The following is a 26,247-nucleotide window of genomic DNA, read 5'->3' as shown; positions in this document are numbered from 1 at the left end:
CCGCATCATGCCTCAAAATTGCCAGATCATTGGCGCCAATTCTGTGACAAATTCTGATCCGCGTAAAGGCGTTATGCCAGTACCCTTCATCAAAAAATGCGGACTGGTTTGAAAAAACACACAGGTTCCGCATTTGTGACCACTGCATCGTGTCGTTGTGCCATACCGTTGGGCGGATAACCGGTACGGAGCGAAACCTCTGCCGTCCTTGTTCTGTATAGGATAGTGGCAAATGGCCGATTTACTAGGCCGGGATGCTGTGGGGCGGATGAATGGCGGTCGCATTCTCTAGGGATGCGATCGCAGCGGCTACCGAGCCGCACCATTTGCCTACACTTAAAAACATGGACGACATGACAAACGCAGGGCTGGCCGTTAACATGCTCGCCGTCCAACGCACCGCGGTTCTCGCGGTCGACTTGTGTCTCAGTAGCTCAATTGGATAGAGCATCCCCCTCCTAAGGGGAAGGTTGGCAGTTCGAACCTGCCCTGGGACACCATATTCCTGCCCCGCCCTGCAAGTCTCTCTCGATCCCCTTAACGGAACGCCAACCGCTGCCGATAACCCGATGAGCCCGTTTTCCTGACGCCCCGAGGTTCTGGATTGGCTCGCGCTGTGCGCTGCGAGTGTCTATCCTTTGCGCGCGTCGCCGGGCTGCGGGGCGGTGTTTCGTTGTTTTGCCATTGAGTTCATCTTCTTATTTGCCTGGACATCCTCGATGCTCGCGTACCACCAAAAAAGTTTTCTGATCGTCGATGATTTCTCGGATTTCCGCAGTTCTGTCCGGTCTATGTTGCGTGAGCTGGGCGTCAAGGACGTGGATACCGCCGACACCGGTGAGGTGGCGCTGCGCATGTGCTCGCAAAAGCGCTATGACTTTATTCTGCAGGACTATCATTTGGGCGATGGCCGCAAGAATGGCCAGCAAGTGCTGGAAGACCTGATGGTCGAAAAGCTCATCAGCCATGAAAGCGTGTTCCTCATGGTGACTGCCGAAAGCAGCCAGGCGATGGTGCTAAGTGCCTTGGAGCACGAGCCGGATGCGTACCTGACCAAACCGTTCAATCGCTCCGGCCTGGCCCAGCGCCTGGAGCGCCTGGAGCAGCGCAAAACGCTGCTCAAACCGATCCTGCAAGCCCTTGATCGTGGCAAGCCGATGGAAGTGCTCAACGCCTGCATCGCGCTGTGCAAGCAGGATCCACGCTACGGACCGTTGTGCCTGCGCTATCGAGCCGATGCGTTGCGCGACTTGAATCAGAACGAAGCGCTGGAGCGCCTCTACAACACCATTCTTGCGGACCGCCCATTGCCATGGGCGTACGCGGGGCTGGGAAAATTGTTGTTCAAGCGCGGTCAGGTCCTTCAGGCCAAGGATGTTTATGAGAAGGCTTTGAAAGTATTCCCGATGATGCCGGCCTTATATGACGGCATGGCTGAAGTACTGGTGGCGGAAGGCGATACGAAACAGGCGCAACACGTACTGGAAGAAGCGGTTCGCTTGTCACCGCTGGCGGTGCGCCGGCAATCGTTGCTGGGCAAGCTGGCAATGACCAATGAAGACTACGAGACCGCGTCGAAAGCCTATCGCCAGGCGGTCGGGCAGGGTGCGCAGTCGCGCTTCAAGGATCCGGAAAGCAATCTCGGCCTGGCCCACGCGTTGATCAGCAAGGGTAGCGAGAAAGGCCTGGACACGCGTACCCGGCTGGAAATCAACACGACGCTTAGTGCCGTGGCGAAGGAAAATCCCAGCGATCCAGGGTTACAGGTCCGGGCGCGCTTGATGAAGGCCACGAGTCTGCTGCTCAACGATGCCGAAACCGCCGAGAAGCTGACCGAGCAGGCCTTGCAGCGCCTCGACGGCATGGAACAGTTCATGAGTGCCGAAGCCGCTTTGCTGGTTGCCAAGCAGTTGCAGATGCTTGGGCAGACCAGCGCCGGCGAGTCGATGCTCAAGAACTGCGCGGAAATTTATGGCGATGACCCAGCCGTGATGCAGGGTATCGCCAAGCTGACCGATGACCCCAACATCCTCAACCAGGGCAACGCCGCCGCCGAGCTGAACCGTGAGGGCGTGCGCGTCTACAAGACCGGCGCGTTGCCTGAGGCGCGAGAGCTGTTCCGTCGTGCCCTGAAGATGCAGCCGAAGAACATCAGTATTGCCCTGAACATGGCGCAGTCGTTGTTGCATGGCACCGATACCAGCGTGGAATCGGAGCTGCTGCAGGAATGCCGCGCCTGCCTGAAACTGGTGGGCATGATGCCCGACACCGATGCGCGTCATGCGCGTTATCAGAAACTGCGAAGCAAGGCATTTGGCGATGAATGACAGCGAACAGGCGCTCGATTTTTCCACGGTGATCGCGTCTACCGTGCACGACATGAAAAACTCCCTGACCTTGCTCATGCAGGCCCATACGCAATGGCTCGAGCGCTTGCCAGAACCCGAGCGGCAAACCTCGGAGCAGGGTGTGATGGATTTCGAGTTCGCCCATCTCAATGGCTTGCTGGTGCAGCTGCTGGGGTTGTACAAACTCGGCGTCAATCAGTTGCCGCTGCATCCGGCCTATCACGAGCTGGATGATTTCATCGAAGCGCAACTGGCCGGCCATCAGGACGTGTTCCGCAGTCGCGGGATCATGGCCACTTATGAAGTCGATCCGCTGAGCCCGCTGGGTTTCTTCGATCGCGAGTTGATTGCTTCTGTGCTTGATAACATGATCAACAACGCCATTCGCCACGCTCGGCAGACCGTGTTGATCAGCGTGAGCGACGAGGCCGGGCAACTGGTGCTGACCATCAATGACGACGGTGAGGGTTATCCGCCCGAAATGATCGAGCGCCAGGCCGAATACGTCCAGGGCATCAACCACAGCAGTGGCAGCACCGGGCTGGGCCTGTATTTCGCGGCGAGAATTGCCGGGCTGCATCAGCGTGGCGGTTTGAGCGGGCGTACCGAGATTGCCAATGGCGGTGTGCTGGGTGGCGGGGTGTTCAGGCTTTACTTGCCTTGAGCCCGTTGCGCCAATAGCGCCGGTGATGCATATGGTCTTCTCTGCGCCGGTGTTTATTGTTTTCAGGCGCTTGATATTCCGAACAGCTGGAGCCTATTTTGTACGGGTTGCCGTTCGCGGCTCGCACATAACAAGGATTGCGTCATGACGACCGATGGCCAGCGTTCACTCGCGCAGCGACTGACGGGCATTGATGAGATTGAATGTGTCACGCCGGATTTGAATGGCGTGCCCAGGGGCAAGGTAATGACCGCCGAGGGCTTTTTGGAGGGCCGGCGGTTGCAGATGGCGCGAGGCGTGCTCCTGCAATGCATCATGGGCGGTTACCCGCCGTCGCGTTTTTACGGTAGCGACGATGGCGACCTGGCGCTGGTCGCTGATCCAAGGCAAGTCCATCGCTTGCCGTGGAGCCAGTCGCCGCGGGCCTTGGCTATTTGCGACGCCGATGAGCTGACCGGCGAAAGCTCGCGACTCTCCACACGTGGCCAGCTCAAAGCGGTGATCGCCCGGTATGCAGCTCGCGGCTTGGCGCCGGTGGTGGCTACCGAGTTGGAATTTTTCGTGTTCGCACCCAACCCGGACCCCACCCAGCCATTCCTGCCGCCGGTGGGGCTCGATGGCCGCCGCGAAGACGGCCAGTCTGCGTTCAGTGTGAGTTCCAACAACGGCTTGCGCCCGTTTTTCAACGAAGTCTACGCATGCATGGCGGCGCTGGGGTTGCCCCGCGATACCTTCATGCATGAAATGGGCGTGAGCCAGTTCGAGATCAATCTGCTCCATGGCGATCCGTTGTTGCTCGCCGACCAGACGTTCCTGTTCAAGCATCTGCTCAAGGAGGTCGCCCTCAAGCACGGCCTGACCGTGGTCTGTATGGCCAAGCCCCTGGCCCATACCCCGGGCAGCTCGATGCATATCCATCAGAGCGTGGTTGAGCTGGGCAGCGGTCGTAATGTATTCAGCGACGAGGCGGGGGAGCCGACGGCCGCTTTCCGGCACTTCATTGGCGGGCAGCAGGCCGGCATGGCGGATTTCACTGCGCTGTTCGCACCGAACGTGAACTCCTACCATCGGTTGTGTCATCCATTCGCCTCGCCAAACAACGCGTGCTGGTCCCATGACAATCGTTCCGCCGGGTTGCGCATTCCCGCCAGTGCGCCGCAGGCCCGACGGGTCGAGAACCGCTTGCCGGGTGCCGACGCCAACCCTTACCTGGCGATTGCCGCAAGCTTGGCGGCGGGCCTTCATGGCATCGAGAACCAACTTGAGCCGAGCGCTGTGATCCAAGGCGAATTCGAGGTGCCGGATAATTTGTCCCTGCCGTGTACCTTGCACGCGGCCCTCGAACGTCTCAAGCGTAGCCAGTTGGCGAAGGAACTGTTCGGTGCCGAGTTCATCGAAGGTTACATCGCTTCGAAGACCATGGAACTGACCAGTTTCTTTGACGAAATCACTCCCTGGGAGCGGCGTGTCCTAGCGGCCCAGGCATAACGAACCGTCGCATTCGGGCTACCTTCAATAGATAGCCCTCACTCACCTCAAGGAGCCGCTCGGAACGCCGATGCGCCAAATCTGGAAACCTTTTCGAGCGCTTTATTTTTCCTCGCTGATGATGCTCATCGGCTCGGGCCTCCTGAGTACTTACCTGGCCTTGCGCTTGGCCGCCGACCACGTCGACAGCCTATGGGTCGGTGCGCTGATGGCCGCGAACTATTTCGGCCTGGTGCTGGGCGGCAAGATCGGTCACCGACTGATTGCCCGCGTCGGGCATATTCGCGCCTATTCGGCCTGCGCCGGAATCGTCGGCGCGGCGGTATTGGGACATGGGCTGATAAATTGGCTGCCGGCCTGGATCGTGCTGCGGATGATTGTTGGCCTGGGCATGATGTGCCAGTACATGGTCATCGAGAGTTGGCTCAACGAGCAGGCCGAGGCCAAGCAGCGCGGGGTGGTGTTCAGCGGCTACATGATCGCCTCGTACCTGGGGCTGGTGCTGGGGCAATTGATTCTGGTCATGCACCCGGCCCTTGGATTGGAATTGCTGATGCTGGTGGCGTTGTGCTTCGCCCTGTGCCTGGTGCCGGTTGCGCTGACCCGGCGGATTCACCCGGCGCCGCTGCATCCAGCGCCCATGGAGCCGCGTTTCTTTATCAAGCGCGTGCCGCAGTCGTTGACCACGGTCCTGGGTTCCGGGCTGATCGTCGGCTCCTTCTACGGCCTGGCGCCACTGTATGCCTCCCAGCAGGGCCTGACCACCGAACAGGTCGGTCTGTTCATGGGTAGCTGCATTTTTGCCGGGCTGCTGGTGCAATGGCCGCTGGGCTGGCTATCGGATCGTTACGACAGGGCGCTGTTGATCCGCTGCTTCGCGCTGATCCTGGTGGTGTGCGCGCTGCCGTTGGCCATCCTGCCGAAGGTGCCGCTGGAAGTGTTGTTCGTGGCGGGATTCTTCTGTTCCCTGGTGCAGTTTTGCCTGTATCCACTAGCGGTGGCGTTCTCTAACGACCATGTCGAAGGTGATCGCCGGGTGTCGCTGACGGCCATGTTGCTGGTGACCTACGGCGTTGGCGCCAGTATTGGCCCGCTGGTGGCCGGGGTGCTGATGAAGTTGTATGGCAGCCAGATGCTCTACGGCTTTTTCGCCTTGTTTGCGTTGATCCTGGTGTGGCGGATCCGGCCTAAAGCGGTCACCAATCTGCATCAGGTCGATGATGCGCCGCTGCACCATGTGGCCATGCCGGACAACATGACCAGTTCACCCTTGGTGGCGTGCCTCGATCCGCGGGTCGACGAGCAGGTTGTGCAGGAGCAGATGCAGACGTCGCCCAATCCGGACGTCGAGCCTGAGCCCGAGCCTGAGCCCGAGCCTGAGCCGGAATTGGAGCCGGTCATCGAAGGGGCCGACGATGAACCTCCACCCTCCGATTTCACTCGGGCAAGGCCTTGAGCCTGGCATAAAAAAACGGGCAATCCCTCGTAAGGATTGCCCGTTTTTTTATGCCCGCGAAAATTAGAAATCGTCTTTATCGAACCGACGGGCTTCACGCTGTAATTGATACACGAAACGCTCGACCTGACGCTGTACCAAGCCGCTGATATTGTGAAAGCGAATACCGGCAAAAGTGGTATTGATGCGCTCTTCAAAATGCAGATAGCGCAGTTCCACCGGCGCGGTCATGTTGCCGAAAGGCAAGGCGGCGATAAAACGCTCGTAGACTTGGCCCAGTTGCAGCCGTTCGGTGATGTCGCCATCGAAGCGTAGCTTGCAGCCGGTCGCGGAGATATCCAGTAACTTGCCGTTCACCGGAGACTTCAGCTTGTCGCCCCCCAACTCCACATTCACCAGCTGCGCCAGTTTCAGGGCGGCGCGGAAAGCGTTGCGACGTTGGTGATAAACCACTTCATCAGGCAGGGCGCCGCGATAGCAGCGTCCGTCTTTCGACTCCTGGATGGTCAGCGCGCCGTTGCCTTCCCACGCGATGCGCACGCCATCATGGAAACCCTCGACTCGAAACGGCTCGCCCGCCAGCAGGAAACGCTCGCCGTCACGGGGGATCATTTCATCCAGGGCCAGGGTATTGCTTTCGCGGTCGACATCCACCAGATAGCTCTGGAAGCGCTGGCTGCGCTCATGGAAGGTGATGATCAGCGGGTCATGGCTATCTTGCAGCATCCGCAGGTTGCCGGAGATTTCCAGAGGGGTGTTGAGGACCTTCGGTGGCTGCGGAGCATCATCCGCGTTTGGGGCATTGAACACGGTAGGTCAATCTCCAGGCAAAATACGACTACAAAGAGCCAGCATTTTGCCAGCATGTAGCGCGCGTTGATAGTGCGCAGGCATCGTTCCCTTCATGCCTGGCTGAGCGGGCGGTGCTTGACCAGTTTTGCGGTCGAACCGCGAGCGTCATAAAGCGTAGGGATTTCACCACCATTGAGGATGCGCAACTGGTTGGCCGTAGCGGCCTGCTGCATCTGGATGGATTGACCGATTCGAGCGTTGGCGGCCTGGCACTGGCTGAGCAAATCAGTGAGCGCTGCGCTCTGGGATAACAGTTGATCGCCAATCGATGATTGGCTCGCCAGCCGCTCAAGGCCGCTATTGTCGGCGGGCAGGTTGAGGCTGGCAAGAATCTCGCTGCGCTTGCGGCCATGCTGATCGAGCAAAATGATCAATGCCTGTTTCTGCGCCAGAATATTTTCCAGCAGGGGCATGTCGCGACCGTGCAGTGCCAGGGATTCGGTCTGCAGCAGCTCCAGCAATTGTTGCGCTGGAGCAAAGTCGTCGTGGATCAGTTGCAATAAATGAGTGTCGTGCATGGCTGGCCTTGGGTCTTAAGCGTCCAAAAGCCTGGCGCAGGCTGCGGCCTAGCGCTGGGCTTCGAAATTGAGCAGTTTGCTGGCTACACGGTTGCTGTCGACTTGGTAGCTGCCATCGGCGATTGCTGCTTTCAACTGCGCCACGCGGGCGTTGTCGACGACAGGTTGATCGCGCAGCTTGTCAGTGACCTTTTGCAACTGCTGAGCCTCATTGCTGAGGTGTACCGACTCCCCGTTGCTGACAGTAGTAGCTTTTTCGGCTGGCTTGGATTTGTCGATGTCGACGGTTTCCTTGCTGGCGCTGGTGCGTGTGGTGCCTGTCGTGGGCGAAGAGCTGTTTAGACGGTTGAAATCGATGACCATGGTAAAAAACCTCTGGGTATTTGGACGCTTGCCATGTTTTCGGCCATTCCCAAATAAACTTTAGGCTCATTTATCAAATGAACGTGCGCACGTCTGCGCTTGCCTTTGCGTAAGGCACAGTCTAGGGAACACCGAGGTCAAGCGCCAGCCTGTCACCCTCCTTACATAGCCACTTCCACTTGGCCCGGCGCGATCACTTGCGCCTTGATGACCCGTTGGGAGTTGAGGTTTTTCACTCGAATCTGTTCACGCATGCCGCCATTGGACAGGGCTTCGCCGGGCATCCGCACGGCCAGCGTGCCGCTGCGCGCGGTGATCACGACCTGATCGCCCTTGCGGACCACTTCGGCTTGTTCCAGGTGCACGAGGGTAACGACCTGATCAGTGACCATTGGTCGGACAAGTTTCTGCCCGATGGCCTGATCGACGGAGGTCAGGAAACCCTGGGTAATCTGGCTGACATCACGTTCACGCAGCACTACATCCTGAGGCTCGACAATCCCGGCGCGCTTGAGCGGGCGAGTGGTGGTGACAATTTCGCGAAACAGGCGCACTTGAGCGGGCACGAACACCGTCCAGGGCGCGGCACTGTCACAACGAACCTTCACTGTGACGCGCCCCAAGGGCCTGGCCGGACTCTCTAGCGAGGCAGTCAATTCCTTGTCACACATTGGCATGCGCAGGCGCGGGTCGAGCTGGTTGACTTCGATCTCGTAACGACCTTCGGTTTGACTGGTTGCCAGATAGTCTTCTACGGTGAACTCAAGAAAGCCCTGAGTGACGCCGATAAGGAGATCAGGCAAGGTTACCGCAGCTGCACCAAGGGCAGGACTGCCCGAAGCGAGCAGGCAGGCAGCCAGCAACGCACCGAGCCAGTGGCGGCAGTGAGTGGTCAGGCGTCGAGAAAATGTCGTTTGTGCGTTCATGCCGGTTCAATAGCAAGCCCCGTGCCGTTTAGTGATGAATGCGCGTCGGACACATTAGCGTTAGGTAGGAGTCAGGGCATGGCGGGAGTGATGGATTCGGTAAACCAGCGTACACAGCTGGTCGGTCAGAATCGCCTGGAGCTGTTGTTGTTCCGTCTCGATGGCCAACAACTGTATGGGATCAACGTATTCAAGGTCCGCGAAGTGCTGCAATGCCCTAAGCTGACGTTGATGCCGAAGTCCAGTCCCGTCGTGTGCGGTGTGGCGAATATCCGGGGAGCGACCATCCCGATTCTCGACCTGGCAATGGCAACCGGTTCTGGCCGGCTGCTGGACCAGAGCAACCCATTCGTGATCATCACCGAGTACAACACCAAGACCCAAGGGTTTCTGGTGCGATCGGTGGAGCGCATCGTCAACATGAACTGGGAGGAGATCCACCCGCCGCCCAAGGGCACTGGCCGCGACCACTACCTGACGGCGGTGACGCGAGTCGACAACCAGCTTGTGGAAATCATCGACGTGGAGAAGATCCTCGCCGAAGTGGCGCCGACCCCAGAGGCGATTTCGGTCGGTGTAGTGGATGCCGAGACCCAGCACAAGGCGATTTCGCTGCGAGTGCTGACCGTCGACGATTCATCGGTGGCACGCAAGCAGGTCACCCGTTGTCTACAAACGATCGGCGTCGAAGTGGTCGCCCTGAACGACGGACGGCAAGCGCTGGATTACCTGCGCAAGCTGGTCGAGGAAGGCAAGAAACCGGAAGAAGAATTCCTGATGATGATCTCCGATATCGAGATGCCGGAGATGGACGGGTACACGCTGACATCGGAGATCCGCAGCGATCCGCGTATGCAAAAGCTGCACATCATCTTGCATACTTCATTGTCCGGGGTGTTCAACCAGGCGATGGTCAAGAAGGTCGGTGCCGATGACTTCCTGGCCAAGTTCCGACCCGACGACCTGGCTTCCCGGGTGGTCGAACGCATCAAGTCAGCAGGTTAAAAGGTCGGGCGCGTTGTGCGCCCGGCAAGTCAATACAGTGAAAAGAGGCGGTATCTTGTCTACGGGTAATTTGGATTTCGAACAGTTCCGGGTCTTCCTGGAAAAAGCCTGTGGCATCTTGCTTGGTGAAAACAAGCAATACCTGGTGTCTAGCCGTCTCAATAAATTGATGGAACAGCAGGGCATCAAATCATTGGGCGAACTGGTCCAGCGTATCCAGACCCAACCGCGCAGCGGTTTGCGCGAAATGGTAGTGGACGCTATGACCACCAACGAAACCCTGTGGTTTCGTGACACCTATCCCTTCGAAGTATTGAAGAACAGAGTTTTGCCGGCGGCCATCAAGGCCAGCCCGGGCCAACGCTTGCGTATCTGGTCGGCGGCCTGTTCGTCGGGGCAGGAGCCTTATTCGCTGTCGATGTCCATCGACGAGTTCGAAAGGACCAACATCGGCCAGTTGAAGATGGGCGTACAAATCGTCGCCACCGATCTGTCGGGGACCATGCTCAACAACTGCAAGACCGGCGAGTACGACAGCCTGGCCATTGGCCGTGGCCTGTCGCCTGATCGCTTGCAACGTTACTTCGACCCGAAAGGGCCGGGCAAATGGGTGGTCAAGGCGCCCATCAAGAGCCGAGTGGAGTTCCGCTCGTTCAACCTGCTCGACAGCTACGCCAGCCTGGGCAAGTTCGACATCGTGTTCTGCCGCAACGTGTTGATCTATTTCTCCGCTGAAGTGAAGAAGGACATCCTGCTGCGTATCCACGGCACCCTGAAGCCGGGCGGCTATCTGTTCCTTGGCGCGTCCGAGGCATTGAACGGCTTGCCGGATCATTACCAGATGGTTCAGTGCAGCCCTGGGATCATCTATCAGGCGAAGTGATGGGTATATTGCGGGGCGGCCGTTTACTCGTTGGATAAATCCGCCAACGGATGCCTCCCCTCCCATGCCTTGTGGAAATGCGCCTCGACTGCCGCTTCGGGCACATGGTTGATGTCAGGCCAGTGCCAGCGGGGCTTGTGATCCTTGTCGATCAACCGCGCCCGTACGCCTTCGCTGAATTCCGGATGACGGCAGCAGTTCAAGCTCAGGGTGTATTCCATGCGGAACACTCCGGCCAATGACAGATGGCGCGCGCGGCTGATCTGCTCCCAGACCAGGTGCGCCGTCAGCGGCGAGCCTTCGGTCATGGTCTTGGCCGCCCGGGCGATCAGCGGATCCGGATGGTCCAGCAGCAAGCTGAGGGCTTTCCAGGCGCAGCGCACATCACTGACGTCCAGCCATTCGTCGATTTTCTGCCGGCGCGGCAACCATTGCGCATCCGGTAACTGACCGACGGCTTCCTGTTCCAGCGCCTTGAGCAGGCTGTTGAGCTGCATCTCGGTTTGCTCCTGCCAGTTGAGCTGCAGGAGACCCTCGATCAAATCGTCCTGTTGCTCATCAAGCAAAAAGCGGTCGGCCAGGCCCAGGTCAATCGCATCCCGGGCATTCATGTGGGCGCCGGTCAGGCCGAGGAACAGGCCAAGCTTGCCGGGCAGGCGCGACAGGAACCAGCTGGCGCCAACATCTGGATATAAGCCGATGCTGATTTCTGGCATGGCCAGGCGGCTGCTTGGCGTGACGATCCGCGTACTGGCGCCTTGCAGCAGACCCATGCCGCCGCCCAGCACATAGCCATGACCCCAGCACAACAAGGGCTTGGGGTAGGTATGCAGATTGAAATCCAGCCGGTATTCCGCCGCGAAAAATTGCGCAGCCAGTGGCGGCACTTCGCCGGGTTGGGCGCGGCAGGCTTCCACCAGGCTACGGACCTCGCCGCCGGCGCAGAAGGCCTTGGCGCCGTTGCCGCGCAGCAATACACAGACAACCTGCGGCTCTCTGGCCCAGGCGTCGAGGCGATCGCGCAAGGCGTTGATCATGGGCAGCGACAGGGCGTTCAAGGATTTCTCGGCGTCCAGGGTGGCGATGCCCAGGCGCGCTCCATTGATGCCGGTGAGTTCTTCGAAGTGCAGATTCATCGTGACCTCGATCAGAAAATTGAATGATCAGTATGACCGCTGTGTGGGAATGTGCCGGATCAGCGTCAGATCAATTGACAAGCCCTGTAGGCTTTCCTAGGGTGCGCCCATTGTTTTTTTCGAGTGCAACCATGACTGCTGACGATCGTATCAAACTCGAACCGAGCTGGAAGCAGGCACTGCGTGCCGAGTTCGACCAGCCCTACATGACCGAGTTGCGCGAGTTCCTGCGCGGGGAATATGCGGCGGGCAAGGAGATTTATCCACCGGCCCCGCTAATCTTCAATGCGCTCAATTCCACGCCGCTGGACGAGGTCAAGGTGGTGATACTGGGCCAGGATCCGTATCACGGTCCGGGCCAAGCCCACGGCCTTTGCTTTTCAGTACAGCCGGGCGTGCCGACACCGCCGTCGCTGGTAAACATCTACAAGGAATTGAAGCGCGACCTGAACATCGACATTCCCAACCATGGCTATTTGCAGCATTGGGCTGACCAAGGCGTGTTGCTACTCAACACTACCCTGACCGTGGAACGCGCCAACGCCAATGCCCACGCCAAAAAAGGCTGGCAGCACTTTACCGATAAGGTCATCGAGGTGGTCAGCGCGCATCAGCCCCACTCGGTGTTCCTGCTGTGGGGCGCTCATGCGCAGAGCAAGCAGAAGCTGATCGATGCGACCAAGCACCTGGTATTGACCTCGGTCCACCCGTCACCGCTGTCGGCCCATCGAGGCTTCATCGGCTGCGGGCATTTCAGCCGGACCAACAAGTTTCTCGAGCACAACGGTGAGAAGCCGATCGACTGGCGATTGCCGCCGGTCTGAGTGGCAGGCGGAAAAAGCCCGTCGGACGATCAGGCCGAATCGGGCTTGCGAGCCCAATACCTGAATAGTGGTTCCGCCAGAAACAGCACGAACAACAGCCGCATTACTTGCAATGCGGTCACCAACGGCACCGATAACTGTAGCGTTTCCGCCGTCAGGCTCATCTCCGCGATGCCGCCGGGCATCATGCCCAGCGTCAGCGAACGCAAGTCCAGATGGGTCAGGGTGCTCAGGCCGAGGGCCGCGAGCGTGGCGATGAGCATCGTCAACACCGTGCCGATCAAGGTGCGACCCATGAACGACGGTGCCCGGCGGAAGAACTGCCGGTTGAAATGACAGCCCAGGCCGCTGCCGATCAGCCATTGGCCGATCTGGCTGCCACCATCGGGCAGACCGATGTGCAAATCCCAACCGATGCTCACTGCTGCGCTAACCAGCAGCGGCCCGAACAGCCAGGGGTTAGGTTGGCGCAAGCGCTCCCAGATCCAGGCGAGCAGGGCGCCCGCCGGGAACAGAATCGCCAGCCACAACCAATCCACTGTGGCGACGTGGTGTAGCGGCGTGCCTTCGCCCAGCAGATACTTGAAAGCGGCCGGCACGCACAGCACCACCACCAGCACCCGCAGGCTCTGACCCGCTGCGACACGGCTGAGGTCCGCGCCGTTACGAGCGCCGAGGTTGACCATTTCGCCGGAACCGCCGGGCATGCTCGAGAAGAATGCGGTGGCGCGGTCTTCGCCGGTGCGGCGCATCAGCCACACGCTCACCACGCTGGACACGCTGGTGATCAGCGCGCCGAAGAAGATCAGGCCGAAGTGGCTCAAGACTTGTTCCATCACCACCGGCGTAAAGTGCAGGCCGATACCGATGCCCACCACCCATTGGCCGCATTTGCGGCCGCCGGGGATTTCCATCAGTTGCCAGGGAGTCAGGCAGCGCACCAGGATGATCGCCAACAGCGAGCCGACCATCCAGGGCAACGGCCAGCCGATCAGGCTGGCCAGATAACCGCCGGCCAGACCGACCAGCGGTGTTCCCCACCATTGTCTGAAGGTTGGCGCCTCAGACATTGGCCAGGGCACGACGCTGGGCGCTGCGACGACGCCAGATGCGCAGCAGTGGCATGAACAACATGATCGCCGTCAGGATCCAGCAACCGAAGGCGATCGGACTCGACCAGAGGATCTCCAGCGCACCGTTGGAGATCGACAGCGCACGGCGCAGGTTCTGCTCCATCAGGCCGCCGAGGATGAAGCCCAGCAGGACGGGCGACAGCGGGAAATCCAACTTGCGCAGGATGTAGCCGAAGATGCCGATACCGATCATCAGGAACAAATCGAACGTGGTGGCGTGCACTGCGTAGACGCCGATCCCGGTAATGATCGCGATGACCGGCACCAGCGCCCAGTTCGGCACGGCCAGGATGCGTGTGAAGATACGGATCATCGGGATGTTGAGGATCACCAGCATGATGTTGGCGACGAACAACGATGCGATCAGGCCCCAGACGATGTCCGGTTGTTGCTGGAACAGCAGCGGGCCGGGCGTGATGTTGTACAGCGACAGCGCGCCGATCATCACCGCCGTGGTACCCGAGCCGGGAACGCCGAGGGTCAGCATCGGCACGAGTGCGCCGCAGGCTGCGCCACCGATGGCGGTTTCCGGTGCCGCGAGGCCGCGCTTGTCGCCTTGGCCGAACGTACCACTGGCGCCAGCCATGCGTTTTTCAGTCATGTAGGCAACGGCACTCGCCAGAGTCGCGCCCGCGCCAGGCAATACGCCCATGATGAAGCCAAGCACGCCGCAGCGGATGTTCACCCAGAACACCGAGGCCGCTTCCTTGAAGTTGAACATCATCCGCCCGGTGGCCTCCACCGCTTCCTGGCCGCGATGGGTTTTTTCCAGCAGCAACAGGATTTCGCTGATGGAGAACAGGCCCAGCACCAGCACGACGAATTGGATACCGTCGGTCAAATGGATGTTATCGCCGGTGAAGCGGTAGACGCCGCTGTTCGCATCGATGCCGACACAAGACAGGAACAGTCCGATCAGCGCAGCGATGAAGGTCTTGAGCGGCCGGTCACCGGCCATGCCGCCGAGGCAGACAATGGCAAACACCATCAGGACGAAATATTCCGCCGGTCCGAAGGCGATCGCCCATTTGGCCAGCAGTGGAGCAAACAACACCATGCCGCAGGTGGCGATGAACGCGCCGATGAACGAACTCCACGCCGACAGCGACAACGCCACCCCGGCCAGGCCTTGACGAGCCATCGGGTAGCCGTCGAGGGTGGTCATCACCGTGGAGGCTTCGCCGGGGATGTTAAGCAGGATCGAGCTGATGCGTCCGCCGTATTCGCAACCCAGGTACACCGCCGCCAGCAGGATCAGCGCCGACTCCGGCGGCAGTCCCAGTGCGAAGGCAATCGGGATCAGCAGCGCCACGCCGTTGATCGGGCCCAGGCCCGGCAGCAGGCCGACCACAGTTCCGATCAGCGTGCCGCTCAACGCGGTGACGAGGTTGTACGGCGTCAGCGCAACGCCAAAACCCTGGCCTAGATAATTCAGGGTATCCATATCAATTCTCCAGGACGCTGAGCAGGCCCAGGGGCAGCGGCACGTCCATCAGCTTGTCGAACAACAGATAAAGACCGATGGCCATCAGGCTGATGATCACCACGCTCGGAACCCAGCGACCGCCATACAGGCGCGCCATCGGCACGCCGATCAGGATGCTCGCGACGATGAAACCCAGGGGTTCGAAGGTCCCGGCGAATACCAGCAGCAGTGCCACGCAGATGCCGATCTTCTGTAGGGTTTCACGGTCCAGTTGCGGGTCATCGTCGCTGTGCACGACCGGCGTAGGGCGAAACAGCATGTACAGCAGCGCCAGCCCCATCAGCGCCAGTAACAGCAAGGGGAACGCGCGCGGACCGACCGGTTCGTAGGAAAAGGCGGCCTGATAGGGCCAAGCCATCAGTGCCAGGCCGATGCAGACCAGCAGTAGCACCGCGGCAAAAATACGTTGGATAGTGAGCATGACTAACTCCTGGGCGGCGCCGGCAGTGCCAGCGCCGCCGCGAGAACAGAGACGGTTACTGGATCAGGCCGAACTCTTTGGCCAGCACCTTGTAATCAGCCACTTGCTTCTTCACGTAGGTGTCCAGTTCCGGGCCGGTCATGGCAAACGGGAACAACTCGCGCTGGTCACGCAGCTTGGCGAACTCTTCGGAAGCCAGCAGTTTGTCGAAAGCATCTTTCCACCAGGCGTAGTCTTCATCGCTGACCTTCGGCCCGAGGTAGAAGCCACGAACCACCGGCCAGACGATGTCGTAGCCTTGTTCCTTGGCGGTCGGAATGTCTTTCATTTCCGGCTCATCAATGCGTTTTTCGGCAAATACCGCAAGCAGGCGCATGTCGCCGCTCTGGATGTGCGGCATGGAGTCGGAAATGTCCGTACTGCCTACCTGGATGTGGCCGCCGAGCAGCGCAGTGGCAATTTCGCCGCCGCCTTCCAGGGCCACATAACGCAGTTCGCGAGGGTTGATGCCGGCGGCCTTGGCGATCAAGGCAGTCTGCATCCAGTCCTGGCTGCCGACGGTGCCGCCGGAGCCGATCACCACGGAACCGGGATCTTTCTTCAGCGCCTGGACCAGGTCATCGAGGGTCTTGTAGGGCGAGTCGCTTTTCACGGCGATGGCGCCATAACTGGTGCCCACGGCAGCGAGCCAGCGTACTGCGCTTTCATCGAAACGACCGAACTTGCCTTGCGCCAGGTTCAGCAACGAACCACTGGACCAGGCCACCAGCGTGCCGGCATCGGCCGGGCGCTGGGCCACCACCGCGTTATAGGCCACCGCGCCGACACCGCCGGGCATGTAGGTGACGCGCATCGGCTTGGTCAGCAGTTTCTGGTTGACCAGCGCGCTTTGGACCAGCTTGCACGTCAGGTCGAAACCACCGCCGGGGGAGGCCGGGGCGATGCACTCGGGGCGCTTGGGCTCTTTGGATGGATCAGCCGCGAGCAATTGCCCGGCGAACATCAGGCATCCGGCGGCCAGGGCTACTTTACGCAGTGTTAGGCTCATTTTTGTCTCCACGGGAGTTGTTGTTGTGTGTTGTGAATCAGGTACTGCCAGGGTGTGACGTCGTGCTGGTTCATGCGGGTGATCAACAGCGCGACAGCTCAAGCCGCACAACCGCACCGAGACGTCGATGGAAATCGGCGCGCGCGACGGCACAGGCAAGGGTAGTCTGGTCAAGGCGAGAAAGGCGGGTGGGCGGTGAAACCTGGAGCTGCATGGACAGCATGGTGAATACTCCGCTTATTGTTTTTATTCGGCGAAAACGCTTCGAGGCGTTTTTCGTTCGCGAGGTGTGTCGCGACCGGCAGTCGAAACTGTCCGTGGGAGGACTCTAACGGGCCAACCTTTCGCGAACCTTTCAAAAGGTTTCAGGATGTTTTTTGACTCCACAGTGGTGAATGCGGCTGTAAACTCCGCGCCAAAGAATGGCCCCGACCATCCCTGAATCGAGGAAAACCCCATGCGTGTCCTGCTCGTCGAAGACCATCTGCAGCTCGCTGAAAGTGTCGCCCAGGCCCTCAAGAGCACGGGCTTGACGGTGGATGTGCTGCACGACGGGGTGGCCGCCGACCTGGCCTTGAGCAGCGAGGAATACGCCGTGGCGGTCCTTGACGTGGGATTGCCGCGCATGGACGGATTCGAGGTGTTGGCGCGCTTGCGAGCGCGGGGCAAGACCTTGCCGGTGCTGATGCTGACCGCTCGCAGCGATGTCAAGGACCGCGTCCACGGACTGAACCTCGGTGCCGACGATTACCTGGCCAAGCCCTTCGAACTCACGGAGCTCGAAGCCAGGGTCAAGGCGTTGCTGCGCCGTAGCGTGTTGGGTGGCGAGCGCCAGCAGCGCTGCGGAGGGCTGGTCTACGACCTCGACACCCGCCGCTTCACCCTCGACGACGAACTCATGACATTGACGTCCCGTGAGCAGGCCGTGCTGGAGGCGTTGATCGCCCGGCCTGGTCGGGTGATGAGCAAGGAGCAGTTGGCGGCCCAGGTGTTCGGCCTGGATGAAGAGGCGAGCCCCGATGCCATCGAAATCTACGTGCACCGTTTGCGCAAGAAACTCGACGGCCATGCGGTGGCAATCGTGACGTTCCGGGGGTTGGGTTACTTGTTGGAAACCCGCGATGCATAAGCCCGACAGCCTGCGTTGGCGGCTGCTGCGCAACCTGGCATCGCTGTTGGTGGTGCTGATGCTCGCCAGCGGCCTGAGCGCCTATTGGAACGGTCGTGAAGCAGCCGATACCGCTTACGACCGCACATTGTTGGCTTCGGCCCGGACCATTGCCGCCGGCCTTTCGCAGCGAGACGGCACGCTCAGCGCCGATGTGCCTTACGTGGCCTTGGATACCTTCGCCTATGACAGCGCCGGACGGATCTACTACCAGGTCAACGACATCCACCAGAAGCTGATTTCAGGCTACGAGAATCTTCCCGGTCCGCCGCCCGGTACGCCGCGTACCGATGACTATCCCGCGCTGGCACGTTTCTACAACGCTCGATATGAAGGCCAGAATGTGCGAGTGGTGAGCCTGCTCAAGGCCGTGAGCGAGCCGGAGATGAATGGCATGGCGGAAATTCGCGTAGCGGAAACCGAAGAGGCGCGGGTCAGCATGGCCCGGAGCTTGATGGCCGATACGCTGTTGCGGTTAGGCATGCTCGCCGTGGGCGCGCTGCTGTTGGTGTGGTTCGCTGTCAGTGCCGCGCTGCGTCCGCTGGAACGCTTGCGCACGGCAGTGGAAGAGCGTCAGCCGGACGACTTGCGACCTTTGCCGCTGATAGAGGTCCAGCATGAGCTGTGGCCGCTGGTGAGAGCCCTCAATCATTTCACCGAGCGCCTGCGCGGCCAGTTCGAACGCCAGGCGCAGTTCATTGCCGATGCCGCCCATGAGTTGCGAACCCCCTTGGCCGCGCTCAAGGCGCGCCTGGAGTTGGGCTTGCGCGCCAGCGAGCCGCCAACGTGGCGCGAGACCCTGGAAAGCGCGGCTCAGGGCACCGACCGCCTGACCCATCTGGCGAATCAACTGCTGTCGCTGGCACGAGTGGAAAATGGTGCGCGGGCGATTGCCGAGGGCGGCGCGCAGTTGCTCGACCTGAGCCAACTTGCCCGTGAACTGGGCATGGCCATGGCGCCATTGGCGCATGCGCGTGGTGTCGCATTGGCCTTGGAAGCCGAGGGGTCTGTCTGGTTGCGGGGCGAACCGACGCTGCTGAACGAGCTGTTGAGCAATCTGGTAGACAACGCCCTGGCCCATACGCCAGCGGGCGGCAATGTGATCCTGCGGGTCGCCGCGCCGGCGATACTCGAGGTCGAGGATGATGGCCCAGGCATTCCCTTGTGTGAACGAGAGCGGGTGTTCGAGCGCTTCTATCGGCGCAACCAGCAAGTGGCCGGCTCCGGCTTGGGGTTGGCGATCGTCGGGGAAATCTGCCGGGCGCATTTGGCGCAGATCACCCTGCATGACGGACAGGAGGGGGGATTGAAGGTGCGGGTGAGTTTTATCCCTGGCTCAGACTGACTCTGAATCAAGGGCCGCTGTGGCATTGACTGTCCCAGCTTATTCAGTAAAACATCGACCGCGCCTCTTCGATGTCCGCGCACCGGTCCTTGTTGTCCAGGTCCAGCCCCAGCTTCTTGACCGCGGGCACTCCAAACACGTCGATCCTGCTCAGCGGATGATTGCTGTCCCTGTGGCAGTACAGCGAGGCGACCTGCACCAGGTCGACGTAATCGATCTGCCTGGAGTCCCGGCTGAAATCCAGATACTGGCCCGGCAGTTTTACCAGCCTCTCCGGAAACTCCCAGACACTGAGCAGCTTGTCCCCCAATACGGGATGAATCGTCTCGATGACGTGGTTGAGGCTGACCGGATCGGAGAGCAACTCATTGTTGTCCTCGGCATACGTCAGGATCGGCAGGACGCCGATCTGGTGGACCAGCCCACCCAATGCAGCCTGGTCAGGCTTGAGATGGGTGTAGCTGCGGCACAGCGCGTAACTGACGCCTGCGATCTCCAAACTTCTGCGCCAGACTTCGCGCATCTTTTGTTCCACGACCTCGGAGCGGGCATGGAATATCTGTTCCATGACCAGGCCGATGGCCAAGTTGCTGCTGTAGTTGACCCCCAGCCGCGTGATGGCGGTGTGCAAGTCGGTTACTTCCTGGGTAGCCCGCAGCAGCGGGCTGTTGACGACCTTTATCAGGCGCGCCGACAGCGCCGTGTCGCGGCCGATCACTTTGCTCAGGTTGCTGACGCTGATCTCCGGGTCTTCAGCGGCCCGGCGAATCTGCATGGCCACTTCCGGCAATGTCGGCAGGACCAAGTCGTCATTATCGATGGCCGCCACCAAGTCCCGCTGGACCTTATCCGCCAAATCGCTCATTTCGTTTCTCTAGGTGCTGCGAAAAATGTTGCGATCAACGCTGGATTTCGCGGTCGCGGTCCAGTTCGTAAGGCAAGTCCAGCAAGTGTAGCGCGGGTCCTTCCAAAGCACTGAGGTGCAGATTGCCGTCTTCTGCCGCTTCGGCCTGCAAGACCGCCAGCAGTTCAATATTTCTTTCGGTGTGGGCGGCAATGACTACCTCGCCGATGGAACTGCCGTGGGTGGGAGAGAAAAGGGCGGTGCCAGGTTCTGGCAGTTCATCGGCCTCCAACTGCAGGCGATACAGTCTGCGCTTGAGTTTGCCCAGGTACTGCATGCGCGCGACTATTTCCTGGCCGGTGTAGCAGCCTTTCTTGAAGCTCACGCCGCCAACGGCTTGCAGGTTGAGCATTTGCGGAATGAACAATTCGCGGGTTGCCGGCATGACTTGGCCGATGCCCGCGCGAATCTGGCCCAGCAACCATTGGTTCAGGTCGCTTTCGGCCAGTAGCGCGCGCAGGCGAGTGCGCAGCGTATCGGCCTGTTCGGCGCGAGCCCAGAGCTCGGCGCGGCCGGGAGAGACGCGGATGGCGATCAACGATTCATGGCGTGCCACGCTGTCAGTGTCGACCGGCAGCTCCAGGCCCAGGTCGCTGAGCGCGGTGTCGGCGTTTTCCAGTCCGAAGCGGACCCAAGCTGCGCTTTCATCGGTGAGCTTGGATTTGGAAAATACAGCGTATTTCTTCAAGTCCGCCAGTTGCGGCTCCAGCAGTTCGGTGGCCATCGCCATCAAGACACCGTCACCTTCGAGCAGGATCCGGAAGCTCGATTGCATCCGGCCTTTCTGGGTGCACCGGGCACCCAGGCTGGCCCGGCTGTCGCCCAGGTAGTTGAGATTGCAAGTCAATTGGCCTTGCAGGAATTTGCCGGCATCCACGCCGCGGACCGCGAGTACGCCTTCGTGGGACAGGGTGCAGAAAAAAGCGGAATCAGCCATGGGTCATCGCAGGGTAAAAAAGTCTGGTGGACATCATAAGGGGGCGCCCTTGAAATGGGTAGTTTACAAAGAATTGGCGACGCCCGACCAAAGCCGTCTGTTGCGCCGCGGTCGGGCCTGTATACTTACGCTCTATTTGAGGAGCGCTCCATGGTTGAAGATGTTGAACTGAATCGCCTCTACTGGCACAGCCGCCGCGGCATGCTTGAGCTCGACGTACTGCTGGTGCCGTTCGTGAAGGAGGTCTACCCGCACCTCAATGACGTGGACCGTGCGTGCTACGTTCGCCTGCTCGAGTGCGAGGACCAGGATATGTTCGGCTGGTTCATGGAACGCAGTGAATCCGAAGACCCGGAGCTGCAACGCATGGTCCGGATGATCCTGGACCGTGTCCAGCCCAAGTAATCGCTTCGAATGCCGCTGGCACGTCTCCGGGCAGTTGCTGGCGGCCTACCTGCTGGCCCAGGTGTTCGCCCTGGGTTCATCGTTGCTGTGGACTGGCCCGCCCGTGTTCGCTGCCGTTGGCGTCGTGCTTTGCATATGCCACGGCGCCTGGGTATTGCCGCGACATATATTGCTGACTCATCGCCAAGCCTTTCGTGGCTTGCGTCGTGATGCCGATGGCTGGCAGCTCTGGAGTGCCAGTGGTGGCTGGCAAGCGGTGCAGTTGCGACCTGACAGCCTCGCGTTACCCTTGATCGTCGTGCTGCGCTTTCGCCTGCAGGGTGAGCGACGGGTTCGCTCGTTGTGCGTGCCCCATGACGCGCTGGCGCCGGATGTCCATCGGCGCCTGCGCGTGCGGCTCAAGTTCAGCCGGCGTAGGTGGGCGGCACCAGAATAGTGTCCAGCGCTTCCGGCAGCAGGTTCGGGTAGTCGAGCGTGTAGTGCAGGCCGCGACTTTCCTTGCGTTCCATGGCTGAGCGAATCATCAGTTCGGCCACTTGCGCCAGGTTGCGCAGTTCGATCAGGTCGCGGCTCACCTTATAGTTGCTGTAGAACTCATCGATCTCATCGAGCAGCAAGCGCACCCGATGCTGGGCCCGTTGCAGGCGCTTGTTGGTGCGCACGATGCCAACGTAGTCCCACATGAAGCGCCGCAATTCATCCCAGTTGTGGGCAATGATCACGTCTTCATCCGAGTCGGTGACCTGGCTGGCGTCCCACGAGGGCAGGGCGGCGGGAACGGCGACATGGGGCAATTGCTCAAGGATGTCTGTCGCGGCGGAGCGCGCATAGACGAAACACTCCAGGAGCGAGTTGCTGGCCATGCGGTTGGCGCCGTGCAGGCCGGTGAAACTGGTCTCGCCAATGGCGTACAGGCCAGGCACGTCGGTGCGGCCTTGCTGGTCGACCATCACGCCACCGCAGGTGTAATGCGCTGCGGGCACCACCGGGATCGGCTGCTTGGTAATGTCGATGGAAAACTCGAGGCAGCGTTCGTACACCGTCGGGAAATGGCTCTTGATGAACGCTTCAGGTTTATGACTGATGTCCAGGTAGACGCAGTCGATGCCCAGGCGCTTCATTTCATGGTCGATGGCCCGCGCAACGATGTCCCTTGGGGCCAATTCCGCACGAGAATCGAAGCGCTGCATGAAACGCTCCCCATTGGGGAGTTTCAGGTGAGCACCTTCACCACGCAGGGCCTCGGTCACCAGGAAGCTCTTGGCCAGCGGGTGATACAGGCAGGTCGGGTGAAATTGGTTGAATTCCAGGTTCGCCACCCGGCAACCCGAACGCCAGGCCATGGCAATGCCGTCGCCGCAGGCACCGTCGGGGTTGCTGGTGTACAGATAGACCTTCGCCGCGCCGCCCGAGGCCAGGATCACAAAGCGCGCGCCGTAGGTGTCGACTTCGCCGGTGCCTCGGTTGAGAACGTAGGCGCCCAGGCAGCGGTCGCCGTCCAGGCCCAGGCGTCTTTCGGTGATCAGGTCGATCGCGACTCGCTGTTCCAGCAATTCGATATTCGGCCGCTGCCGGGCTTGGGCCAGCAAAGTCTTGAAGATGGCCGCGCCGGTCGCGTCGGCCGCATGGATGATCCTCCGGTGACTGTGGCCGCCCTCGCGGGTCAGGTGGAACTCAAACCCTCCATCTTCAGTACCGGATTGCTCGTCACGGGTGAAGGGCACGCCTTGGTCGATCAACCACTGGATGGCCTGCTTGCTGTGCTCGACGGTGAACCGCACAGCGTCGGGATGGCACAGGCCGCCGCCCGCGTTAAGGGTGTCGTCGACATGGGACTCAATGGTATCGGTGTCATCCAGTACCGCGGCGACGCCGCCCTGGGCCCAGAAGGTCGAGCCGTTGGCCAGGTCGCCTTTGCTCAGCACTGCAATGCGCAAGTGCTCCGGCAGGGTCAGGGCGAGGCTCAATCCGGCGGCACCGCTGCCGATTACCAGAACATCGTGTTGGAACTGTTGGCTCATTTGAAGTTTTCCGCTCAAGGCGACCCGGTTTCGGGGTTGGCACCAGACATCCGCTACATCGGGTCGGGAAGCCACGCAGCCCACTAGTATATAGAGGGGGGGACCGGCACAATAGCCGGGCGTTCATGGCAATATGGAACCAGAGGGGCGGGAAAAACGAAGCGCTTCGTCGCAGGACGGTTTTCCTGACAGACGACAAGGCGGCCGTTTCGTCGATTAAGCGCTGTTTATCTCGTCACGCAAGGCCAATGTTTGCTTCGAAGCTCTATAAATAGTGGGAACTTTTGCCAAGCGTCCACGTTCAATAGACGGTTGCCTGCAAAAGGGAACAGCGTCGGGTTGGTGCAGGGCTTCGATTTGAGTCCTCCTCCGACAGACCCGGCGACAGATTATTCGCGCAGCCGGGGAATCTCGTGCTGCGCTTTTCGTGCGTGCCGGATCAGAGCACGCCGGAAACTTGCTTGGAAGGGGGAGAACTTTTGCGAAAAGCCCGAGTCTATGTTTGCAAGCCCGGTCAATTAGTAATGCAAGCCTCCTTCGAGCTTATCGAGGAGTGTTCATGCTAACCCAGGAAGAGGATCAGCAGCTGGTCGAACGCGTTCAGCGCGGCGACAAGCGAGCTTTCGATCTGCTAGTGCTGAAATACCAGCACAAAATTCTCGGGTTGATCGTGCGTTTTGTGCACGACACCCATGAAGCCCAGGATGTCGCCCAGGAAGCCTTCATCAAGGCTTACCGCGCACTTGGTAATTTTCGCGGGGACAGCGCGTTTTACACGTGGCTTTACCGCATCGCCATTAACACGGCGAAAAACTATCTGGTTTCACGCGGCCGTCGGCCGCCGGATAGCGATGTAAGTTCCGAGGATGCCGAGTTCTACGATGGCGATCATGGCCTCAAGGACCTCGAGTCACCGGAGCGAGCCTTGCTGCGGGATGAGATCGAAGGCACTGTCCATCGAACCATCCAGCAATTACCTGAAGATTTGCGTACGGCTTTAACTTTACGTGAATTCGACGGTCTGAGTTACGAGGACATTGCGAGCGTCATGCAGTGTCCGGTGGGTACCGTGCGCTCCCGGATCTTCCGCGCTCGGGAGGCCATCGATAAAGCCCTGCAACCGTTGTTGCAGGAAAACTGAGACAGCGGCGACAGCCAAGAGAGGAACGCCATGAGTCGTGAAGCCCTGCAGGAATCGCTGTCCGCAGTGATGGATAACGAAGCGGACGAATTGGAATTGCGTCGGGTATTGAATGCCTTTGACGATGTTGAAACCCGTGAGACCTGGGCTCGTTACCAGATCGCCCGGGCTGTCATGCACAAGGACTTGCTGCTTCCGCGTCTGGACATCGCTGCGGCCGTTTCTGCTGCATTGGCTGATGAAGCCGTACCGGCGAAAGCCTCCCGTGGTCCATGGCGTAGCCTGGGTCGACTGGCTGTGGCCGCTTCGGTGACCGTAGCCGTACTGGCAGGTGTGCGCTTGTACAACCAGGATGAGATTGCCGGTGTACAGATGGCCCAGCAATCCAACCAGCCAAGCTTGGCCACCCCACAGGTCAAAGGCCCGGCGGTATTGGCTGGCTACAGCGAAGGTTCGGAAGCTGCCGGCACCAACGGTGTCCTGCAAGGACAACCAGGCTGGCATGATCAGCGCTTGCCCAACTATCTGCGTCAGCATGCCCAGCAGGCTGCGTTGAAAGGGACTGAAAGTGCACTGCCATACGCTCGTGCAGCCAGTCTGGAAAACCGTTAAGGAGGACCATGCGCGCCATACCTCTCTTATCGCTTCTGCTCGGTGGCTGGTGCGTTGTTCCAGCCTATGCCGGTGAGGCTCAAGACTGGCTTAATCGTCTAAGCCAAGCCGAGCAACAGCAAAGTTTCCAAGGTACTTTCGTTTACGAGCGTAACGGTAGCTTTTCTACCCATAACATCTGGCATCGCGTCCAGGATGGCAAAGTCCGCGAGCGGCTGCTGCAGCTCGACGGTTCGGCACAGGAGGTCATGCGCATTGATGGACGTACTCAATGCGTCAGTGGCAGCTTGATTGCTGGGCTGGGAAATACGCCTGATGGCACTGCTCGTGCGCTCGATCCGCAAAAACTCAAGAATTGGTATGACCTTGCCGTCATTGGCAAGTCGCGTGTGGCTGGGCGACAGGCAGTGATCGTCGCCCTGACGCCCAAAGATCAGCATCGATATGGCTTTGAGTTGCATCTGGACAAGGAAACCGGTCTGCCGCTTAAGTCGCTCCTGCTCAATGACAAGGGCCAGTTGCTCGAACGTTTTCAATTTACCCGCCTGAATGTCGCCGAGCCTTCGGACGGCGATCTGCAGGCCAGCGCCGAGTGCAAGGCCGTTGCGCAAGATCCTGATAAAGCCACTGCGGTCAAGACCGCCTGGCATTCGGACTGGCTTCCGCCTGGCTTCGAACTGACCAGCAGCGTTGCGCGAAAGGATCCGGACACCAAGGTCCAGGTCAGCAGCTTGATGTATGACGATGGCCTGGCTCGCTTTTCGGTGTTTCTCGAACCGTTGAACGGTGCTGCAGCTACCGACACTCGCACTCAGTTGGGGCCGACGGCTGCTGTATCTCGTCGTCTCACCACGCCACAAGGCGAAATGATGGTTACGGTGGTTGGAGAAATTCCTATCGGTACGGCAGAGCGGATTGCGCTGTCCATGCGCTCCGACGTCGCGGCAGCCAAGTAGTCCATTGCTCAGGTGGCTCGATTGCGCATGAGGCCGGTAACGCCGAGGCTTGATCGAAATGCCGAAACTTCCTGTCAGCATTTTCATTTGCAAAAATACGATTTTTTTTCTATAGGTCAGAGCCGCTCGGCTCTGGCCTTGTCTGTTTGCGGAACAAATATACCGGCGTATCGTTACCCGGTGTTTTTGCTCCATATCGCTTAACCA

The 26,247-nt window shown here is 59.9% G+C and carries 26 protein-coding genes and 1 tRNA gene; 15 read left to right on the top strand and 12 right to left on the bottom strand.

All coding sequences use genetic code 11. The features are described 5' to 3' along the window. The first annotated feature begins 423 nt into the window (after positions 1-423). From HU806_RS15755 to HU806_RS15735, 5 genes are all read left to right on the top strand, one after another. Positions 424-500, top strand: a tRNA-Arg gene (locus tag HU806_RS15755). 219 nt (positions 501-719) lie between these two features. Next, complete coding sequence (locus tag HU806_RS15750) at positions 720-2,327, top strand: tetratricopeptide repeat-containing response regulator (RefSeq protein ID WP_186612257.1); 1,608 nt, start codon at positions 720-722, stop codon at positions 2,325-2,327. After that, positions 2,320-3,012, top strand: coding sequence for a sensor histidine kinase (locus HU806_RS15745; protein ID WP_186612256.1), 693 nt, complete (start codon positions 2,320-2,322; stop codon positions 3,010-3,012). The genes HU806_RS15750 and HU806_RS15745 overlap by 8 nt, the downstream gene beginning before the upstream one ends. Positions 3,013-3,258: 246 nt before the next feature. After that, entirely contained in the window at positions 3,259-4,500 is a 1,242-nt protein-coding gene (locus HU806_RS15740; protein WP_186612315.1) for a glutamine synthetase family protein, read from the top strand. A 70-nt stretch (positions 4,501-4,570) separates the two neighbouring features. Beyond that, positions 4,571-5,956, top strand: coding sequence for an MFS transporter (locus HU806_RS15735; protein ID WP_186612255.1), 1,386 nt, complete (start codon positions 4,571-4,573; stop codon positions 5,954-5,956). A 63-nt stretch (positions 5,957-6,019) separates the two neighbouring features. Here the strand turns inward: HU806_RS15735 and HU806_RS15730 are convergent, their stop codons facing one another. The 4 genes from HU806_RS15730 to flgA all read right to left on the bottom strand — a co-directional run bounded on the left by HU806_RS15730 (position 6,020) and on the right by flgA (position 8,615). Continuing rightward, the gene (locus HU806_RS15730; protein ID WP_186612254.1) at positions 6,020-6,766 is read right to left on the bottom strand and encodes a flagellar regulator YcgR PilZN domain-containing protein; all 747 of its coding nucleotides are present in this window, start codon (positions 6,764-6,766) and stop codon (positions 6,020-6,022) included. A gap of 92 nt (positions 6,767-6,858) precedes the next feature. After that, entirely contained in the window at positions 6,859-7,326 is a 468-nt protein-coding gene (locus HU806_RS15725; protein WP_186612253.1) for a flagellar protein FlgN, read from the bottom strand. 48 nt (positions 7,327-7,374) lie between these two features. Beyond that, complete coding sequence (flgM, locus tag HU806_RS15720) at positions 7,375-7,689, bottom strand: flagellar biosynthesis anti-sigma factor FlgM (RefSeq protein ID WP_186612252.1); 315 nt, start codon at positions 7,687-7,689, stop codon at positions 7,375-7,377. Between the two features lie 161 nt (positions 7,690-7,850). Continuing rightward, positions 7,851-8,615: a flagellar basal body P-ring formation chaperone FlgA gene (flgA, locus tag HU806_RS15715; RefSeq protein WP_186612251.1), complete on the bottom strand. Its 765-nt coding sequence runs from the start codon at positions 8,613-8,615 to the stop codon at positions 7,851-7,853. A gap of 78 nt (positions 8,616-8,693) precedes the next feature. On the opposite strand from flgA, the gene HU806_RS15710 reads away from it, so the two are divergent. After that, complete coding sequence (locus tag HU806_RS15710; RefSeq protein WP_186612250.1) at positions 8,694-9,620, top strand: chemotaxis protein CheV; 927 nt, start codon at positions 8,694-8,696, stop codon at positions 9,618-9,620. 55 nt (positions 9,621-9,675) lie between these two features. Continuing rightward, on the top strand, positions 9,676-10,503 hold the full coding sequence (cheR, locus tag HU806_RS15705) for a protein-glutamate O-methyltransferase CheR (protein ID WP_186612249.1): 828 nt from the start codon (positions 9,676-9,678) through the stop codon (positions 10,501-10,503). A 23-nt stretch (positions 10,504-10,526) separates the two neighbouring features. Here cheR and dspII read toward each other — a convergent pair whose 3' ends face one another. Further along, positions 10,527-11,639: an enoyl-CoA hydratase/isomerase DspII gene (dspII, locus tag HU806_RS15700; RefSeq protein WP_186612248.1), complete on the bottom strand. Its 1,113-nt coding sequence runs from the start codon at positions 11,637-11,639 to the stop codon at positions 10,527-10,529. Positions 11,640-11,770: 131 nt separating this feature from the next. Here dspII and ung point away from each other — a divergent pair, with 131 nt between their 5' ends. Beyond that, a complete protein-coding gene (gene ung / locus HU806_RS15695) occupies positions 11,771-12,463 on the top strand; it encodes a uracil-DNA glycosylase (protein ID WP_186612247.1) in 693 nt (230 codons plus the stop codon). A gap of 29 nt (positions 12,464-12,492) precedes the next feature. Here the strand turns inward: ung and HU806_RS15690 are convergent, their stop codons facing one another. The 4 genes from HU806_RS15690 to HU806_RS15675 are packed head-to-tail and all read right to left on the bottom strand — an operon-like array spanning position 12,493 to position 16,551. Continuing rightward, positions 12,493-13,533: an AbrB family protein gene (locus tag HU806_RS15690; protein ID WP_186612246.1), complete on the bottom strand. Its 1,041-nt coding sequence runs from the start codon at positions 13,531-13,533 to the stop codon at positions 12,493-12,495. After that, on the bottom strand, positions 13,526-15,040 hold the full coding sequence (locus HU806_RS15685; RefSeq protein ID WP_186612245.1) for a tripartite tricarboxylate transporter permease: 1,515 nt from the start codon (positions 15,038-15,040) through the stop codon (positions 13,526-13,528). The genes HU806_RS15690 and HU806_RS15685 overlap by 8 nt, the downstream gene beginning before the upstream one ends. A gap of 1 nt (position 15,041) precedes the next feature. Next, positions 15,042-15,503: a tripartite tricarboxylate transporter TctB family protein gene (locus HU806_RS15680; protein ID WP_186612244.1), complete on the bottom strand. Its 462-nt coding sequence runs from the start codon at positions 15,501-15,503 to the stop codon at positions 15,042-15,044. Between the two features lie 55 nt (positions 15,504-15,558). Continuing rightward, positions 15,559-16,551: a Bug family tripartite tricarboxylate transporter substrate binding protein gene (locus tag HU806_RS15675; protein ID WP_186612243.1), complete on the bottom strand. Its 993-nt coding sequence runs from the start codon at positions 16,549-16,551 to the stop codon at positions 15,559-15,561. 457 nt (positions 16,552-17,008) lie between these two features. On the opposite strand from HU806_RS15675, the gene tctD reads away from it, so the two are divergent. Beyond that, a complete protein-coding gene (gene tctD / locus HU806_RS15670) occupies positions 17,009-17,680 on the top strand; it encodes a two-component system response regulator TctD (RefSeq protein WP_186612242.1) in 672 nt (223 codons plus the stop codon). Then, entirely contained in the window at positions 17,673-19,064 is a 1,392-nt protein-coding gene (gene tctE / locus HU806_RS15665) for a two-component system sensor histidine kinase TctE (RefSeq protein ID WP_186612241.1), read from the top strand. Before tctD ends, tctE begins: the two co-directional genes overlap by 8 nt. A 43-nt stretch (positions 19,065-19,107) precedes the next feature. On the opposite strand, the gene HU806_RS15660 is transcribed toward tctE, so the two are convergent. Then, positions 19,108-19,929 (bottom strand): HDOD domain-containing protein, encoded by an 822-nt coding sequence (locus HU806_RS15660; RefSeq protein WP_186612240.1) that lies wholly within the window; start codon positions 19,927-19,929, stop codon positions 19,108-19,110. A gap of 34 nt (positions 19,930-19,963) precedes the next feature. After that, positions 19,964-20,905, bottom strand: a complete 942-nt coding sequence (gene ygfZ, locus HU806_RS15655) for a CAF17-like 4Fe-4S cluster assembly/insertion protein YgfZ (RefSeq protein WP_186612239.1) — start codon at positions 20,903-20,905, stop codon at positions 19,964-19,966. 150 nt (positions 20,906-21,055) lie between these two features. Here ygfZ and HU806_RS15650 point away from each other — a divergent pair, with 150 nt between their 5' ends. Both HU806_RS15650 and HU806_RS15645 read left to right on the top strand, forming a co-directional pair. Further along, entirely contained in the window at positions 21,056-21,310 is a 255-nt protein-coding gene (locus HU806_RS15650) for an FAD assembly factor SdhE (protein ID WP_007930227.1), read from the top strand. Next, positions 21,294-21,746: a protein YgfX gene (locus HU806_RS15645; protein WP_186612238.1), complete on the top strand. Its 453-nt coding sequence runs from the start codon at positions 21,294-21,296 to the stop codon at positions 21,744-21,746. Before HU806_RS15650 ends, HU806_RS15645 begins: the two co-directional genes overlap by 17 nt. On the opposite strand, the gene nadB is transcribed toward HU806_RS15645, so the two are convergent. Beyond that, on the bottom strand, positions 21,715-23,331 hold the full coding sequence (gene nadB / locus HU806_RS15640) for an L-aspartate oxidase (RefSeq protein WP_186612237.1): 1,617 nt from the start codon (positions 23,329-23,331) through the stop codon (positions 21,715-21,717). The genes HU806_RS15645 and nadB overlap by 32 nt on opposite strands. A gap of 559 nt (positions 23,332-23,890) precedes the next feature. On the opposite strand from nadB, the gene rpoE reads away from it, so the two are divergent. The 3 genes from rpoE to HU806_RS15625 are packed head-to-tail and all read left to right on the top strand — an operon-like array spanning position 23,891 to position 26,040. Beyond that, the gene (gene rpoE / locus HU806_RS15635; protein ID WP_003172477.1) at positions 23,891-24,472 is read left to right on the top strand and encodes an RNA polymerase sigma factor RpoE/AlgU; all 582 of its coding nucleotides are present in this window, start codon (positions 23,891-23,893) and stop codon (positions 24,470-24,472) included. A 30-nt stretch (positions 24,473-24,502) separates the two neighbouring features. Continuing rightward, the gene (locus HU806_RS15630; RefSeq protein WP_186612236.1) at positions 24,503-25,084 is read left to right on the top strand and encodes a sigma-E factor negative regulatory protein; all 582 of its coding nucleotides are present in this window, start codon (positions 24,503-24,505) and stop codon (positions 25,082-25,084) included. 8 nt (positions 25,085-25,092) lie between these two features. Beyond that, the gene (locus tag HU806_RS15625; protein ID WP_186612235.1) at positions 25,093-26,040 is read left to right on the top strand and encodes a MucB/RseB family sigma factor regulatory protein; all 948 of its coding nucleotides are present in this window, start codon (positions 25,093-25,095) and stop codon (positions 26,038-26,040) included. The last annotated feature ends 207 nt before the right edge of the window (positions 26,041-26,247 follow it).

Source organism: Pseudomonas sp. SWRI154 (assembly GCF_014268645.1).
In the GTDB taxonomy this organism is placed as follows: Bacteria; Pseudomonadota; Gammaproteobacteria; order Pseudomonadales; family Pseudomonadaceae; genus Aquipseudomonas; species Aquipseudomonas marvdashtae.
Note: the sequence above shows the minus strand (reverse complement) of the source record. Positions and strands in the feature narration are given on the sequence as shown.